The sequence below is a fragment of the Brevundimonas sp. DW-iso22 genome (genome assembly GCF_058725425.1).
Window position 1 is genome coordinate 471,032 of record NZ_JBZXEB010000003.1, and the last position, 14,117, is coordinate 485,148.

The 14,117-nt window shown below is 66.9% G+C and carries 13 protein-coding genes; 7 read left to right on the forward strand and 6 right to left on the reverse strand.

Annotated features, from left to right (window positions below; genetic code table 11):
- Nucleotides 1–1,392, reverse strand: coding sequence for an RsmB/NOP family class I SAM-dependent RNA methyltransferase (locus AC4PRM_RS05875; protein WP_492039131.1), 1,392 nt, complete (start codon nt 1,390–1,392; stop codon nt 1–3).
- A complete protein-coding gene (locus tag AC4PRM_RS05880; RefSeq protein ID WP_492039132.1) occupies nt 1,389–3,359 on the reverse strand; it encodes a potassium transporter Kup in 1,971 nt (656 codons plus the stop codon). The genes AC4PRM_RS05875 and AC4PRM_RS05880 overlap by 4 nt, the downstream gene beginning before the upstream one ends.
- Before the next feature lie 172 nt (nt 3,360–3,531).
- Between AC4PRM_RS05880 and AC4PRM_RS05885 the strand changes: the two genes are divergently transcribed.
- Genes AC4PRM_RS05885 through AC4PRM_RS05895 form a run of 3 tightly spaced genes read left to right on the forward strand, consistent with a single transcriptional unit; the run spans nt 3,532 to nt 5,748 of the window.
- Nucleotides 3,532–4,002 (forward strand): Rrf2 family transcriptional regulator, encoded by a 471-nt coding sequence (locus tag AC4PRM_RS05885; RefSeq protein WP_292175454.1) that lies wholly within the window; start codon nt 3,532–3,534, stop codon nt 4,000–4,002.
- A gap of 7 nt (nt 4,003–4,009) precedes the next feature.
- Nucleotides 4,010–4,822 carry an SDR family NAD(P)-dependent oxidoreductase gene (locus tag AC4PRM_RS05890; RefSeq protein ID WP_492039133.1) on the forward strand — a complete coding sequence of 271 codons (813 nt, stop codon included), beginning with the start codon at nt 4,010–4,012 and terminating at the stop codon, nt 4,820–4,822.
- Between the two features lie 59 nt (nt 4,823–4,881).
- Nucleotides 4,882–5,748 (forward strand): alpha/beta hydrolase, encoded by an 867-nt coding sequence (locus tag AC4PRM_RS05895; protein ID WP_492039134.1) that lies wholly within the window; start codon nt 4,882–4,884, stop codon nt 5,746–5,748.
- Between the two features lie 4 nt (nt 5,749–5,752).
- Here the strand turns inward: AC4PRM_RS05895 and AC4PRM_RS05900 are convergent, their stop codons facing one another.
- On the reverse strand, nt 5,753–6,451 hold the full coding sequence (locus AC4PRM_RS05900; protein WP_492039135.1) for a MarC family protein: 699 nt from the start codon (nt 6,449–6,451) through the stop codon (nt 5,753–5,755).
- 98 nt (nt 6,452–6,549) lie between these two features.
- Here AC4PRM_RS05900 and pyrF point away from each other — a divergent pair, with 98 nt between their 5' ends.
- A complete protein-coding gene (pyrF, locus tag AC4PRM_RS05905; protein WP_492039136.1) occupies nt 6,550–7,278 on the forward strand; it encodes an orotidine-5'-phosphate decarboxylase in 729 nt (242 codons plus the stop codon).
- Nucleotides 7,279–7,339: 61 nt separating this feature from the next.
- Here the strand turns inward: pyrF and AC4PRM_RS05910 are convergent, their stop codons facing one another.
- Complete coding sequence (locus AC4PRM_RS05910) at nt 7,340–8,494, reverse strand: hypothetical protein (protein WP_492039137.1); 1,155 nt, start codon at nt 8,492–8,494, stop codon at nt 7,340–7,342.
- Between the two features lie 136 nt (nt 8,495–8,630).
- A complete protein-coding gene (locus tag AC4PRM_RS05915; RefSeq protein ID WP_492039138.1) occupies nt 8,631–8,891 on the reverse strand; it encodes a DUF1674 domain-containing protein in 261 nt (86 codons plus the stop codon).
- Nucleotides 8,892–8,967: 76 nt separating this feature from the next.
- Here AC4PRM_RS05915 and htpX point away from each other — a divergent pair, with 76 nt between their 5' ends.
- On the forward strand, nt 8,968–9,939 hold the full coding sequence (gene htpX, locus AC4PRM_RS05920; RefSeq protein WP_492039139.1) for a zinc metalloprotease HtpX: 972 nt from the start codon (nt 8,968–8,970) through the stop codon (nt 9,937–9,939).
- A gap of 11 nt (nt 9,940–9,950) precedes the next feature.
- Here the strand turns inward: htpX and dapF are convergent, their stop codons facing one another.
- Nucleotides 9,951–10,784 carry a diaminopimelate epimerase gene (gene dapF, locus AC4PRM_RS05925; protein ID WP_492039140.1) on the reverse strand — a complete coding sequence of 278 codons (834 nt, stop codon included), beginning with the start codon at nt 10,782–10,784 and terminating at the stop codon, nt 9,951–9,953.
- Nucleotides 10,785–10,841: 57 nt separating this feature from the next.
- Between dapF and AC4PRM_RS05930 the strand changes: the two genes are divergently transcribed.
- Together AC4PRM_RS05930 and AC4PRM_RS05935 are read left to right on the forward strand one after the other, a co-directional pair.
- On the forward strand, nt 10,842–11,657 hold the full coding sequence (locus AC4PRM_RS05930; protein WP_373256528.1) for a potassium channel family protein: 816 nt from the start codon (nt 10,842–10,844) through the stop codon (nt 11,655–11,657).
- Between the two features lie 116 nt (nt 11,658–11,773).
- Nucleotides 11,774–13,984: a prolyl oligopeptidase family serine peptidase gene (locus tag AC4PRM_RS05935; protein ID WP_492039141.1), complete on the forward strand. Its 2,211-nt coding sequence runs from the start codon at nt 11,774–11,776 to the stop codon at nt 13,982–13,984.
- The last annotated feature ends 133 nt before the right edge of the window (nt 13,985–14,117 follow it).

Below are 14,117 nucleotides of genomic sequence, written 5' to 3' on the forward strand. Positions count from 1 at the left end.
CTAGGCGATCCGCTCCAGCCGGGCGATGAAGAAACCGTCCAGCCCGCCCTTTTCCGCCCACATGGACGGCAGGACGCGCAGCCAGCCTTCGGGGGTCAGGGCTTCCTCTGGCGCGCCGATGTTGGCAGGCACGGCCGGCGTGGTGCGGAAGGCCGGGTTCCGGCGCAGGAAGGCGATGATCTGGGTCTCGCCCTCTTCGCGTTCCAGCGAACAGACGCAATAGACCAGACGTCCGCCCGGCTTGACCCGTTCGGCGGCGGCATCCAGCAGCCGATGCTGGACGTCGGCCAGCTTGGCGACGTCGGCGGGCTTGGTGGCGCGCAGGACCTCGGGATTGCGGCGGAAGGTGCCGGTGGCGGTGCAGGGTGCATCCAGCAGGACAGCGTCGAAGGTACGGTCGTCTTCCCAATCTTCGGCGGGCACCGCGACGACTTCGGCCTTCAGCTCCGTGCGGGCCAGGTTCTCATGCAGCCGCTTCAGCCGCTGGGCCGATCGGTCCAGGGCCACGACCGAGGCCCCACTGGCCGCGATCTGCAAGGTCTTGCCGCCGGGCGCGGCACAGAAGTCGACGACCTGTTCTCCGGCTTGGGGAGCCAGCAGGCGCACGGGCACGGCGGCGGCGGCATCCTGCACCCACCAGACGCCATCCTCGAAGCCGGGCCAGGTCGCCAGATCGCCGCGACGCCCGGTGCGGATCGTCCCGCCGGGAAGGATTTCCCCCTCCAGCGCCTCGGCCAGGGCCGCCTCGTCCAGGCCGGGCTTCAGGCTCAGATCCGTCGCCGGTTCCTCGCGCGCGGCCAGGGCCAGGCCGGCGACGGTCGCCTCGCCATAGGCGGCGCGCCAGCGGGCGATCAGCCATTCGGGCAGGTTGGATTCTGCCGTGGTCAGGCCGGGACCTTCGCGGTCGATGCCGCGCAGCACGGCATTGACCAGGTTCTTGTAGGGCCGGGTCTTGGTGTCCCGCTCGGCCAGTTTGACCGCGGTGGAAACGGCCGCAAACGCGGGGGTCTCCAGCACCAGGGTCTGGGCCAGGGCGACCCTCAGGATGGTGCGCACGGCCAGCGGCGGGCTCTTCTGCAGCTTGCGATCTAGGATCTGGTCGATCTCGCCCAGTCGCCGCAGCGCCGCCATGGCGACGGCGCGCGCGAAGGCGCGGTCGGGGGCGGGCAGGGACGACACCTCGCGGAACGCCTGGGCCGCATCCATGCCGGCGCGGCCTTCCAGCGCCGCGTTCAGCAGGATGCCGGCGGCGACGCGGGCTTCCACCCCGATGTCGGCGGCCTCATCGCGTTCTTCCACGCGCGGGGCACGGGGCGGGCGGCTACCGGCGCGGGCCTTGTCGGCCATGCGGCGGCCCCGCGCCGAGGAACTGCGTCCGGTAGTGTCGCTCATACGGAAACCTGTGCGCCCAGCTCGACCACGCGGCCCGGCGGGATGTGGAAGAAGTCGGTCGGATTGGCCGCGTTACGGGTCAGGAAGATGAACAGCTTGTCCTGCCACAGCGGCATGCCGCGCGTCGCCGTGGCAATGACCGAGCGTCGTCCCAAGAAGAAGCTGGTCGACATGATGTCGAATTTCAGCCCCTGCTTGCGGCACAGGCCCAGCGCCTTGGGCACATTGGGCCGCTCCATGAAGCCGTAGGAGATGGTCAGCTTCTTGAAGTCCTCGGAAATGGGCTCGATGCGGACGCGGTCGGCCTCGCTGACGCGCGGGCGGTCGGTGGTGCGTACTGTCAGGATGACGTTCTTCTCGTGCAGCACCTTGTTGTGCTTGAGATTGTGCATCAGGGCCACAGGCGCGACGTCCGGATCGCTGGTCAGGAAGATAGCCGTACCCGGTGCCCGATGCGGGGGACGCGCCTTCAGCATCTCGATCAGATCGACCAGTGGCAGGCTGTCCTTGCGCGTCTTGTTGGTCAGGATCTGCGTCCCGCGCACCCAGGTCCACATCAGCAGCAGAAGCCCGGCACCCAGCACCAGAGGGAACCACGCCCCTTGCGGGATCTTCAGCATGTTCGACGTCAGGAACACCAGGTCCAGCGCGACCAGCGGACTGATGACCAGCAGCGACAGCGGCAGGCTCCATTTCCACAGCTTGCGCACGATGAACCAGGCCAGAAGGCTGTCCACGAACATCGAGCCCGTCACCGCGATCCCATAGCCCGCAGCCAGGTTGGTCGAGGTCTGGAAAGTCACCAGCAGGGCCAGGACGCCGACCATCAGCATGGTGTTGATCGCCGGCACGAAGATCTGTCCTGCCTGGCTTTCGGAGGTGTTGCGGATGTCGATGCGGGGCAGCAGGCCCAGCTGGACCGCCTGCTGGGTCACCGAGAAGGCACCCGTGATCACGGCCTGGGAGGCGATGACGGTGGCGATCGTGGCCATGATCAGCACCGGCCAGTAGGCCACTTCCGGCACCATCATCCAGAACGGATTTTCCGCTGCCGCGCGATTGTCCAGCACCAGGGCGCCCTGGCCCAGATAGTTCAGCGTCAGACAGGGCAGAACCACCCACAGCCAGCCCAGGCGGATGGGCGATTTGCCGAAATGGCCCATGTCCGCATACAGGGCCTCGGCGCCGGTCACGGCCAGGAAGACGCTGCCTAGGATGACGAAGCCCAGAAAGCCGTTATCGAGCAGGAACAGCACACCATAGTGCGGCAGCAGGGCCCGGATGATCGAGGGGTCATCGAAGATGTGATAGACGCCCAGCCCCGCCAGGATCAGGAACCACAGGGCCGTCAGGGGCCCGAAATACCGCGCCACACTGGCCGTGCCGCGCGACTGGATCATGAACAGGGCGATCAGTATGCCTGCGGCGATGGGCACGACATAGGGGGCGAAGCCCGGGCCGATGCCCGGCGCGTCGCGCAACCCTTCGACCGCAGAGACGACCGAGATGGCCGGGGTGATCACGCCGTCGCCATAGAACAGCGCCGCGCCGCACACACCCAGGATGAAGATCAGGCCGGAGCGGCGGCCAATGGCGTGCTGGGCCAGGGCCATCAAGGCCAGGGTGCCGCCTTCGCCCTTGTTGTCCGCCCTCATGAGGAAGAACACATACTTAAGGGTCACGACAAGGATCAGGGCCCAGAAGACCAGGGAGACGACACCCAGGATGGCCAGCTCGGCCGTGCCACCACTCTTGGAGTGATGCAGCGCCTCGCGCATCGCATACAGCGGGCTGGTACCGATATCGCCGAACACGACGCCGATGGCCCCGATGATCAGGCCCATCTTGCCGGCCTTCACATGGCCGCCCTCGCCCGCCGCCGCAGGGTGCGGATGCGCAGGCAGGGGATGTTTGTCGGTGGGGGTGGCGGGCGGAATGGCGTCTTTCGGCGCGCTGTCGTCACCCACGGGAAGAAGTCCCGGCCATGAGTATCCTCCGGGACGCCGCAGGATGCGGTTCCCATTGCAAGAGCGGCGAGCCTTTAGGCCCTTTCCACCGGCCGTTCAATCGTGCTGCACCTGCGAAGGTTCCGGCCCGTTTGTGAAACCCGCCCGTCGTGACTATCTTGTGTTTCACGCCATGTCAGACAGTCAACGATTCCCGGTCGCCGCCCACACCCTGGCCTATCTCGCTCACAAGGGCGCGTATGGGCCGGGCGAAGCTGCGCCCAGTGCCGTGCTGGCTGCCTCGGTGCCGACCAATCCGGTTGTGGTGCGGCGTGTGACGGCCCTGCTGGCCAAGGCGGGTCTGATCGCGACGCGGCCCGGAGCGTCCGGCGGGGCCTGGCTGCTGCACCGACCTGAAGATATCTCGATGGATACCGTCCTGCGCGCCGTGAACGGCTGTGCCCACCTCGGTTCGCCGCCTGCCGGGGCCAAGGGCTGCCCGATCAGCGAGCATATCCCGCGCCAGGTCGCCAAGGCCCTGACCGCCGCCGACGAGGCTGCGGGCCACGCCCTGTCCAAGATCACCATCGCCGACCTGCTGGCCGAGAACCCGCCGTCACTGGCGGCCTATGCGCCGCATTCCTCCTGCCCCGTCGCGGCCTGACCGTTAGATGAGCCTGCCCTCCGCGCGACGCCCTGTGGTCCTGATCACCGGCGCGTCCGCCGGGATCGGCGCGGCCCTGGCACGGGTCTACGCCGAAAAGGGCTGGGACCTGATCCTGACGGCCCGGCGCGAGGGGCCACTGAATGAACTGGCCCAGGAACTGACCCGTTCGGGCGCGGCCTCGACCATTCTGGTGGAGGACCTGGCCGATGCCGAGGCACCCCGCCGACTGCTCGGCGCGGTCGCCGAGCGCGGATTGATCGTCGACGGCCTGATCAATAATGCCGGCTTCTCACGCACGGCGGGCTTTCTGAACACCGATCCTGCGGACCATGCCGCCATGATCCGCGTCATGCTGACCGCGCCTGTCGCCCTGGCCCGGCTGTTCGCGCCAGCCATGGTCGAGCGCGGCTATGGCCGTATCCTCAACGTCGCCTCCCTGGCCGGCCAGATGCCTGCGACCGGCGGCGACACCCTGTACGGTCCGATCAAGAGCTTCCTGATCAAGGCGTCGCAGGGCCTGCATCTGGAACTGGCCGGAACCGGCGTCCACGTCACAGCCCTGTGCCCCGGCTACACCTGGACGGAATTCCACGACGTCAACGGCACCCGGGCCGAGGTCTCCTCCGCCTATCCCGCCTGGATGTGGCAGACGGCAAAGCATGTGGCCGAGGTCGGCTATGCGGCCTGCGAGGCCAATCGGCCCAAGGTCACGCCGGGCGTCATGAACAACGTCATGGCGGAGCTGGCCAAACACCTGCCGGACGCCCTGGCGCTGAGCATGGTCGGCGGGCATGCCAAACGGCTGAAGCGTCTCTGAGGTCTTGCGCAGGGTTTCAATCCGTTGTGGTGTCCGCCCTGGATCAGGAGACCTGCTGAATGCGTGCACCGTTCGTCGCCATTCTTTGCTTCGTTCTGGCCGTGCCCCTAGTCGGCACCGCCTGTGCCGACCCGGTCAGCGATCGAATCTATCCTGCACCGCGCCAACCGCTCAGCCTGGAGGGTTCGCCTGAAGGCACTGGTCTGGTCTCCGTGACGACGCGTGACGGTTTGACCCTCAACGGTCTGGAGGTGGCAGCGCGAGACGGCATGCCGACCCTTCTGGTCCTGCACGGAAACGGATCGACGGCGACCGATACCATCCGCCGCTTTCGCAGCGCCATCGCAGTCGGATACGGCGTCGTGGCGGCGGATTATCGAGGCTACAGCACCAACCCCGGTCGTCCCAGCGAGGCCGGACTGGCGGCCGATGCCGACGCCTTCATGGCCCTGGCGCGGAACAGGGCCGGTCAGGGGCCGCTTTGGATCGTCGGTCACAGCCTGGGCGGCGGCGTCGGCTTGTCCCTGGCCCAGCGCAATGCGCCAGATGCGGTAATCACTATCGGCACGTTCACGCGACTGAGGGACATGACGTCAGGTCTGGTTCGCGCCATCGTGCCCAATGCCTACCGAAATCAGGACGCCGTCGGTCAGCTGACGGTGCCCTACTTTCTGATCCACGGCACGGCCGACGATGTTGTTCCGGTAGATCACGGCTACGCCCTGCACAGGCTTGCCGGTGCCGCGGGTCGGACGGGGGCCTCCTTCGTGATTGTGGGCGAGGGTCACGATCCCGACGGTGAAACCATCACGCGCATACTGGAGGTCATCAGGGCCGGAGGCGCGGAGCGGACAATGTCTCCCGAGGGCCTGCCCGAAGAGGTGAAGCTGATCCCGTTCGGACAGACGAAGTCGCTCAACCCCTGACGGCTCAGTGCCCGCCGGACGGATAGGGCGTGGTCACCAGCGAGCTGAACATCCCCGGCAGGGCCTCGCCCAGACCCATTAGGATGAACTGGATCGCCAGCGCACACAGGATCAGGCCCAGCACCCGTACGATGATGGCCAGTCCGACCTCGCCCAGCACACGGCTGATCGGTCCGGTCAGGCAGAAGCACAGGAAGGACACGCCCGCCGCCGCCGCAATGGCGATCAGCGAGGCGGCGGCCCCAGCCGGCCCGATCTTCTGGGCCTCGCCCGCCTGGATGATGATGGCCGAGATGGCCCCCGGCCCGATCATCAGCGGAATGGCGAAGGGCACCACCAGCCGCTGGAACCGGCGCTTGGCATAGCCGCGCACATCGGCCAGGTCGCTGGCTGCATCCTTGTCGACGAAGGACGCCAGAAAGTCGTCCCGCGCCATGTCCAGCCCCAGGAACAGCAACAGGATGCCGCCTGCGATCCGGAACGCCGCCAACGAGATGCCGAAGAACTGCAGCAGCCACAGGCCGGTAAAGAAGAAGAACCCGAGGAAGACCGCCGCAAAGATGCAGATCAGGCCCGAGACCGAGACCCGCTGGCGCAGCGATGCCCCCGCAGTCGCCGCCGCGAAGATCGGCAGATTGCCGATCGGGTCCAGAAGCGCGAACAGCGTCACGAACAGGTTGACGCCCAGATCGACCGCGTCCATGTGCTGGCCTCGCCCTAATACGTTGATCCCCTCGCCGGTCCCCGACCGACGCGCGCGCTTGCGCCCGTCAGCCATAGCCGGTCAACCGGAGCCCGTCGATGACCTCTCGCCTTCTGACAGACGACAGACTGATCGTCGGCCTGGATTTGCCCTCCATCGAGGCGGCGCGGGCCATGGTCCGGACCCTGGGCGGCACCATCAGCGCCTACAAGATCGGCCTGACCCTGCTGGCCCGTCCCGGCGGGGTGGCCCTTGCCCATGAACTGCGCGACCAGGGCAAGACGGTGTTTCAGGACTGGAAGCTGCACGACATCGGCGCCCAGGTCGAAGGCGCGGCCCGTGCGGTGGCCGAGGGTGGCTGCGACCTGCTGACCGTTCATGCCGAGCCCCAGGTCATGCGCGGCGCCGTCAAGGGCCGCGACGCGGGTGGGTCATCGACCAAGATTCTTGCCGTCACCGTCATGACCAGCCTGTCCGACGCCGACCTGACCGAGATCGGCTATGGTTTCGACGCGACCGCCCTGGTCGAGCGCCGCGTGCGTCAGGCGCTGGACTGCGGCGTCGACGGCGTGGTTTCCAGCCCGCTGGAGGCGGCCCGTGTGCGCGAGATCGCCATCGAGGCCGGAAGTCCCGACTTCCTGATCGTCACCCCCGGCGTGCGTCCCGTCGGAGCCGATAAGGGTGATCAGCAGCGCGTGGCCACCCCGGCCGAAGCGTTGACCGCGGGTGCCACTCATCTGGTCGTGGCCCGGCCCATCGTGGGCGCGGACAATCCCCTGCTGGCGGCGTCGGCCATCGTCGAATCTATTGACGGCCTGATGCGCTGATCCACGCATGAAAAAGGCCGGGATGCGCTGCACCCCGGCCTGTTCCTGATCGTCTGCGGTTCTAGCCGCGCTCGCCGGGCTCCTGGCGATAGTTGTGGCGCACCGGAGGCGGCGGGGGCGGAGGAGGGGGCGGCGGAGCCACCTCGCCCTGCAGACCATAATACTGGTTCGGCGTCAGCGGTGCCTCATACTGGTGGCGTTCGATATAGACGTCGGGCTGCTGGACCTGAACATCCGACTGGCGGACGTAGACATCGGGCTGCTGGATGCGAACCTCACGCTCCATATGGACGCGCGGGGCCTCCATATGGACCTGCGGCTGGGCCAGGTGGACCTGCGGCTGGGGCACATGCACCTCTGGCGCGGCCACATAGACGTCCGACGGCGCGACGTGGACCTGCGAAGGTTCGACGTAGACCTGCGATGGCTCCACATAGACCTGGGCGGGCTGGACATAGACCGGTGGGGCCTGGACGTGGACGGGTGGGCCCTGAACATAGACCGGCGGCGACTGCACATAGACCGGGGGCTGTTCGATATAGACCGGCGCGGGCTGGTAATGATGGCGATAGTCCTCGCGGTATTCCTCGCGGTAGCGGGGACGCTCGACATAGTGACTGCCGGACGAGCGCTCTTCATAGCGCTCCTCGTAACGGCTCTCGCTGTAGCCATAGCGGCCGCCGCGCTGCTCATAGCCGTATCCGCCCGAGCAGGTGGTCGAACCGGGCTGGGGCCGACGGCCGAAACCGCCCAGAACATAGCCATAGGGGCCGGTGCGGCAGGTCGAGCCGCGATAGGGCTCTTCGGCATAGACCGGCCCGCCGAAATAACCGCCGTAGCCGCCTTCGGAATAGCCGCCGCCGCCACCGATGCTGGTGCCGCCATAGTTGGTGCCGCCGCGCACGCTGCGCACGTCATAGCTGCGGGCGTTCAGATAGCCGCGCGCGCTGCTGAAGCTGTTGGAATTGGCATTCGCGTTCGCATTGGCGTTCGCATTGGCATTCACATTGACGTTGTAGTTGAAGTTGCCGGTCGGGCGACCGGGATGCCCGCCACCGCCGTAGTGCCCGCCGCCCGGATGGCCGCCGCCGCAGCTGTTGCAGCCGCCGCCACCACCGGGATGTCCACCGCCACCGCGCGGGCCACCGGCCAGAACGGGCGTCGCCGCCATCAGCATCAGGACAGCGGCACCGGCCGCCACAGTAAGGTTTCGCATCGCACAGGCTCCAACTCAGGAGCCTGTCCTAGACGGGGTCGCCAGACGATTCTCGCGCTTGCACCCGGCGGGGGAAGCTGGAGTTATGGTTTCCCCCAGAGGCGTTGAATTTAACCTTTCCCGTTCACAGGTCGCCTCAAAAGTCGATCGCCAGACCCTTCTTCTCCCAGTCGCCATAGCGGGTGGGCTCGGGTCCGGTCGGCCCACCGTGTTCCGTCGCCAGATGGCGTTCCGCATCGGCCGCGCGACGATCCGCCGCTTCCAGCAGGGCCTGCCGCGCAATCGCGCTCAGGGGGCGATCCGGTGCGGCGTGGGGCACATCGGCGTTGAAGACGGGGGCCGCCTGATCGTCGTTCGCGACCTCTTCCGGCAGCACAGGGGTGGGGTGATCGGTCACAGCGCGGGCTCTTGAGACAGGGCGTTCATGCTCGCACCTTAGCGGACTGCATCCGCAGTGCCCATGACGTGACCTTATGAACCATCTGAAGACCTTTATCCTGCTGGCCGTCCTGACCGCGCTTTTCGGCGGCCTCGGCTATCTGATCGGCGGCGCGACCGGCATGATCATCGCCTTGGTGTTTGCCGGCGGCATGAACCTGATCAGCTACTGGAACGCCGACAAGATCGTGCTGAAGATGTACCGCGCCCAGCCGGTGGACGAACAACACCCCAATGCCGTGGTCCGCACCTATGTCGCCGATGTGGTCCAGATGGCGCGGGATGCGGGCCTGCCCCGTCCGATGATCGCCATCATACCCAATGACCAGCCCAATGCCTTTGCCACCGGTCGCAATCCCGCCCACGCCGCCGTCTGCGCCACCACAGGCCTGCTGGACCGGCTGACCCGCGACGAGATTCGGGGCGTGATGGCGCACGAACTGGCTCATGTGAAGAACCGCGACACCCTGACCATGACGGTGACTGCGACCCTGGCGGGGGCCATTGCGGCCCTGGCGAATTTCGCGCTGTTCTTCGGCGGCGGGGACGACCGCGAGCGGCCCGGCGGCCTCATCGGCACCCTGGCCCTGATGATCCTGGCCCCCATGGCCGCCGGCCTGGTCCAGATGGCCATCAGCCGCTCGCGCGAATACGAGGCCGACCGCGTCGGGGCCGAGATCGCGGGCGACCCTCACGCCCTGGCCGATGCCTTGCAGAAGATCGACAACCACGCCCGCGGCATCGTCAATACGACCGCCGAACGCAATCCGGCCTCGGGCCAGCTGTTCATCATCAATCCCCTGGCGGGGCGCGGGGCCGACAATCTGTTCTCGACCCATCCGGCGACGGGCAACCGCGTCAAGGCCCTGATGGAACTGGTGGCGAAAAGCGGTCACCACGCCCGCCCGACGGCCAGGGTCATGCCCGCCAGCCGACCGCCCGTCCGAACATCCACCACCACCAGCGTGCCGACGACCTCGCAGGCCCGCCGTGGGCCGTGGGGCTGAAGATCAGAGGCTCAGAGAGTGCCGGTGCGCTCCACCTCGACCGGCCCGGTCATGAAGACGTGGTCCGAAGCTTCGTCCCAGTCGATGTTCAGCAGGCCGCCATCGACCTCGACCGCTGCATGCCTGCCGGTCAGCCGCCTCCGCGCTGTCGCCACCAGGGCCGCGCAGGCCCCCGTACCGCACGCTCTGGTCAGGCCCGCACCGCGCTCCCAGACTCTCAACCGGATGCGGTCCGGTGCGACCACATGGGCAAAGCCGACATTGACCCCTTCGGGGAACAGCGGGTGATGCTCGATCAGCGAGCCCGAGCCGCGCACAAAGCCGTCGTTCGGCGCATGGTCCATGAAGAAGACCACGTGCGGATTGCCCATCGAGACGGCACCCGGCGTATGCAGCACCGGATCGTCGATCGGCCCGATCTGCAGCTCGATATTGCGGGTGTCCATCGCCTCGGCCAGCGGCACCTGGGTCCAGTCCAGTCGCGGCGGGCCCATGTCGACGCGGATCTGGTTCTCACCCTCGGCCCGCCAGGCGGTGGTCGGGCCGCCCAGGGTGTCGATCATCACACTGTCCTGACCCGTCGACTGCATCATCAGCCAGCCGACACAGCGCAGCGCATTGCCGCAGGTCTCGACCTGACTGCCGTCGGCATTCCACACCCGCATGAAGACGTCGGCCGTATCGCTGGGCTCCAGCGCGATCAGCTGGTCGCAGCCTTCGCCCGTCTCCCGGTCGGCGATCGCGCGCACCTGCGCCTCCGTCGGGGCGAACGGTGTCTCCAGGGCATTGACGACGACAAAGTCGTTGCCGGCACCGTTCATCTTGACGAAGGGGATCGTGACCATGTGCTCATATAGGAGAAATCATGGCGTTCGTCAGCGACCGTGCATAGGTTGCTGGCCATGACGAGCCGCGCCTCTCCCGACACTGAAACGCCGAAGCCGGAAGGCTGGCGCCTGCGCGCCCGTTTGCGGGCCCTTTATCACGGCTCGTCCCGCACGGCTGTACGGTTCCGCTTCAGCGTGCTGATCGTCGATCTGCTGATCGTCGCCTTCTTCATCGCGGCCCCGTTGCTGAAGAGCGAGGGCAGGCTGGTCTTCTATGTCATCGACTATGTGATCGCCGCGATCCTCACGATCGATCTGGCGGCGCGCGCCTATGCCTATTCCAATATCCGCGACTGGCTGAAAAAGCCCATTGTCTGGATGGACCTGTTCATCCTGGCGACCCTGCTGTTCCCGGCCTGGCTTTTCAATCTTGGCTTCCTGCGGGTGCTGCGGCTGTGGACCCTGGTCAATTCGGAGTTCTTCTGGCGCACCGTCGGACGGCGCTATGACGACACGCGCATCGAGGATCAGGTCAAGGCCCTGACGGCTCTGGTGACCTTCGTCTTCGTGGCCACCGGCTTCGTCTACACCAGCTTCGTGGGCACCTATGAGGGCATGACCGGCTATATCGACGCCCTGTATTTCACCGTGACCAGCCTGACGACCACGGGCTATGGCGACATTCTTCTGCCCGGCAACTGGGGGCGGATCGTCTCCATCGTCATCATGCTGACGGGGGTGACCCTGTTCGTGCGTCTGGGCCAGACCCTGCTGCGTCCGCACAAGGTGCGCCATCCCTGCGATGTCTGCGGGCTTCAGGTCCATGACCCCGACGCCGTCCACTGCAAAGCCTGCGGCAACATCCTGTGCATTCCCGACGAGGGGCGCTGAGCGGCCTTCATGACAAAACGGTAACCTCCGCTTGCCGCGCCTTGCCGCGCGGGGGTCGGTCGTTAAGGTGCCGCCGCCGACTTATCGTGCCGACTTATCGTTCAGGGGACTGTCACATGATCCGCACTGCCGCGCTCGCCGCCCTTCTCGCTTCCACCGCTATTTCGAGCGCCGCCATGGCCCAAAGCTCCGACGTGACTGCCCCAGCACCCGCCGCACCGACCGCGACCGCCAGCGGCGGCTTCGCCACCTCCGACGCGACCGACCCCTATCTCTGGCTGGAAGAGGTCGAGGGCGACCGCGCCATGGACTGGGTGCGCGCCCACAATGAGGATTCGCTGGGCACGCTTCAGGGCGACCCCCGCTATCAGGCCCTGCACGATCAGGCGCTGGAGATCGTCCAGTCGCGCGACCGCATCCCGGCCCCCGGCTTCAACCACGACGGCACCGTCGACAACTTCTGGCAGGACGCCACCCATGTGCGCGGCATCTGGCGCACCACGACCCTGGACAGCTACCAGACCGCCGAGCCGCAGTGGGAAACCATCCTCGACATCGACGCCCTGGCCACAGCCGAGGGCAAGAACTGGGTATACAAGGGCTCATCCTGCCTGCCACCCGAAGAGACCCGCTGCCTCGTGAACCTGTCCGACGGCGGCAAGGACGCTGTCGTGGTCCGCGAGTTCGACCGCGCGACCCGCACCTTCGTGGACGGCGGCTTCAACCTGCCGGAATCCAAGGGCGGGGCCTCCTGGATCGATGCCGACACCCTTCTGGTCAGCCGTGATTTCGGCCCTGGCTCCCTGACCACCTCGGGCTATCCGATGATCGTCAAGGTGCTGAAGCGCGGCCAGACGATGGATCAGGCCACGACCGTCTTCACCGGCCAGCCGACGGACGTCTCCGTCTCGGGCTATGCCCTGCGCGATGCCGATGGCGTCATCCAGGCCACCCTGATCAATCGCGGCGTCAGCTTCTATGAGGGCGAGACCCACCGCCTGAACGCCGACGGCACGACGACCAGGCTGGAGCTGCCGGCCAAGTCCAGCATCAACGCCCTGGTGCAGGGCCAGCTGGTGGTCACCACCGATCAGGACTGGACCGCCCCCTCGGGTCAGGACTTCAAGACCGGCGACGTCATCGCCTGGGACCTGCAGCGCTGGCTGGCCGACCCGGCTACACCGGCCCAGCTGATCATCCGCCCGACCGAGCGCGAGGCCATCGAGGGCATCACCGCCACCCGCAACCGTCTGGTCGTGGCCCTGTACGAAAACGTGCGCGGCGGAGTCTATGTCTACGAGCCATCAGTACCAATCGATCACCTCGCCGATCAGATATGGAACCGTACCCGCCTGGACCTGCCCCAGAACGTCTCGGTCGGCGTCGGTTCGGCCTCGGAGCGTGATGACAAAATCTTCGTCAGCGTCACCGGCTATCTGAACCCGTCCAGCCTGTATCTGGCCGATGCAGCGACCGGCACGGCGGTGGTCAGCAAGTCCCTGCCGGCCAAGTTCGACGCCACCGGCATGACGGTGGACCAGTTCGAGGCGCGCAGCGCCGACGGCACGATGATCCCCTATTTCGTCGTCCATAAGGGCGACATGGCCATGGACGGCTCCAACCCCACGGTTCTGTACGGCTACGGCGGCTTCCAGTCGTCGCTGCTGCCCGGTTATTCGGCCACGGTCGGCAAGCTGTGGCTGGAGCGGGGCGGGGTCTATGTCATCGCCAACACCCGCGGCGGCGGCGAGTTCGGCCCCCGCTGGCACCAGGCGGCCCTGCAGCAAAACCGCCAGCGCGCGCACGAGGATTTCCAGGCCGTCGCCCAGGACCTGATCACCCGCAACATCACCTCCCAGCCACACCTCGGCATTATGGGCGGCTCGCAGGGCGGGCTGTTCATGGGGGCGATGCTCACCCAGCGCCCGGACCTGATCAACGCCGCCGTCATCCAGGTGCCCCTGTTCGACATGCTGCGCTTCCACAAGCTGCTGGCCGGGGCCAGCTGGATCGCGGAATATGGCAACCCGGACGTGCCCGCAGAGCGCGCCTGGATCGAGCAGTATTCGCCCTATCAGCGCCTCGCCGCCGGCCAGCCCTATCCGGAAGTCTTCATCCACACCTCGACCAAGGACGACCGCGTCCACCCCGGCCACGCGCGCAAGGCCGCGGCCCGTCTGGAGGAGCTGGGCTATCCGGTCCTGTTCTATGAAAACGTCGACGGCGGTCACGGCGCCGCGGCCAACCTGCGCGAGACGGCGCGGCGTCTCGCGCTGGAATACACCTATCTGTCCCGCCGCCTGATGGACACGCCGGCGGAAGAGTAGGTTCAAAACTGTCCGCTCATCCCGGCGAAAGCCGGGACCCAGTGCTTTCGTCCTGGCACTGGCGGGTGGGATCATTTTCAGCGGGCGATCGGTAACACCCGTCGTCCAAAGATCTGGGTCCCGGCTTTCGCCG

Bases quoted from the DNA above. Each gene is read 5' to 3' on its own strand.
- AC4PRM_RS05875 (WP_492039131.1), bottom strand. From the start codon at position 1,392: ATGAGCGACACTACCGGACGCAGTTCCTCGGCGCGGGGCCGCCGCATG.
- AC4PRM_RS05885 (WP_292175454.1), top strand. From the start codon at position 3,532: ATGTCAGACAGTCAACGATTCCCGGTCGCCGCCCACACCCTGGCCTAT.
- AC4PRM_RS05890 (WP_492039133.1), top strand. From the start codon at position 4,010: ATGAGCCTGCCCTCCGCGCGACGCCCTGTGGTCCTGATCACCGGCGCG.
- AC4PRM_RS05895 (WP_492039134.1), top strand. From the start codon at position 4,882: ATGCGTGCACCGTTCGTCGCCATTCTTTGCTTCGTTCTGGCCGTGCCC.
- AC4PRM_RS05900 (WP_492039135.1), bottom strand. From the start codon at position 6,451: ATGGACGCGGTCGATCTGGGCGTCAACCTGTTCGTGACGCTGTTCGCG.
- pyrF (WP_492039136.1), top strand. From the start codon at position 6,550: ATGACCTCTCGCCTTCTGACAGACGACAGACTGATCGTCGGCCTGGAT.
- AC4PRM_RS05910 (WP_492039137.1), bottom strand. From the start codon at position 8,494: ATGCGAAACCTTACTGTGGCGGCCGGTGCCGCTGTCCTGATGCTGATG.
- htpX (WP_492039139.1), top strand. From the start codon at position 8,968: ATGAACCATCTGAAGACCTTTATCCTGCTGGCCGTCCTGACCGCGCTT.
- dapF (WP_492039140.1), bottom strand. From the start codon at position 10,784: ATGGTCACGATCCCCTTCGTCAAGATGAACGGTGCCGGCAACGACTTT.
- AC4PRM_RS05930 (WP_373256528.1), top strand. From the start codon at position 10,842: ATGACGAGCCGCGCCTCTCCCGACACTGAAACGCCGAAGCCGGAAGGC.
- AC4PRM_RS05935 (WP_492039141.1), top strand. From the start codon at position 11,774: ATGATCCGCACTGCCGCGCTCGCCGCCCTTCTCGCTTCCACCGCTATT.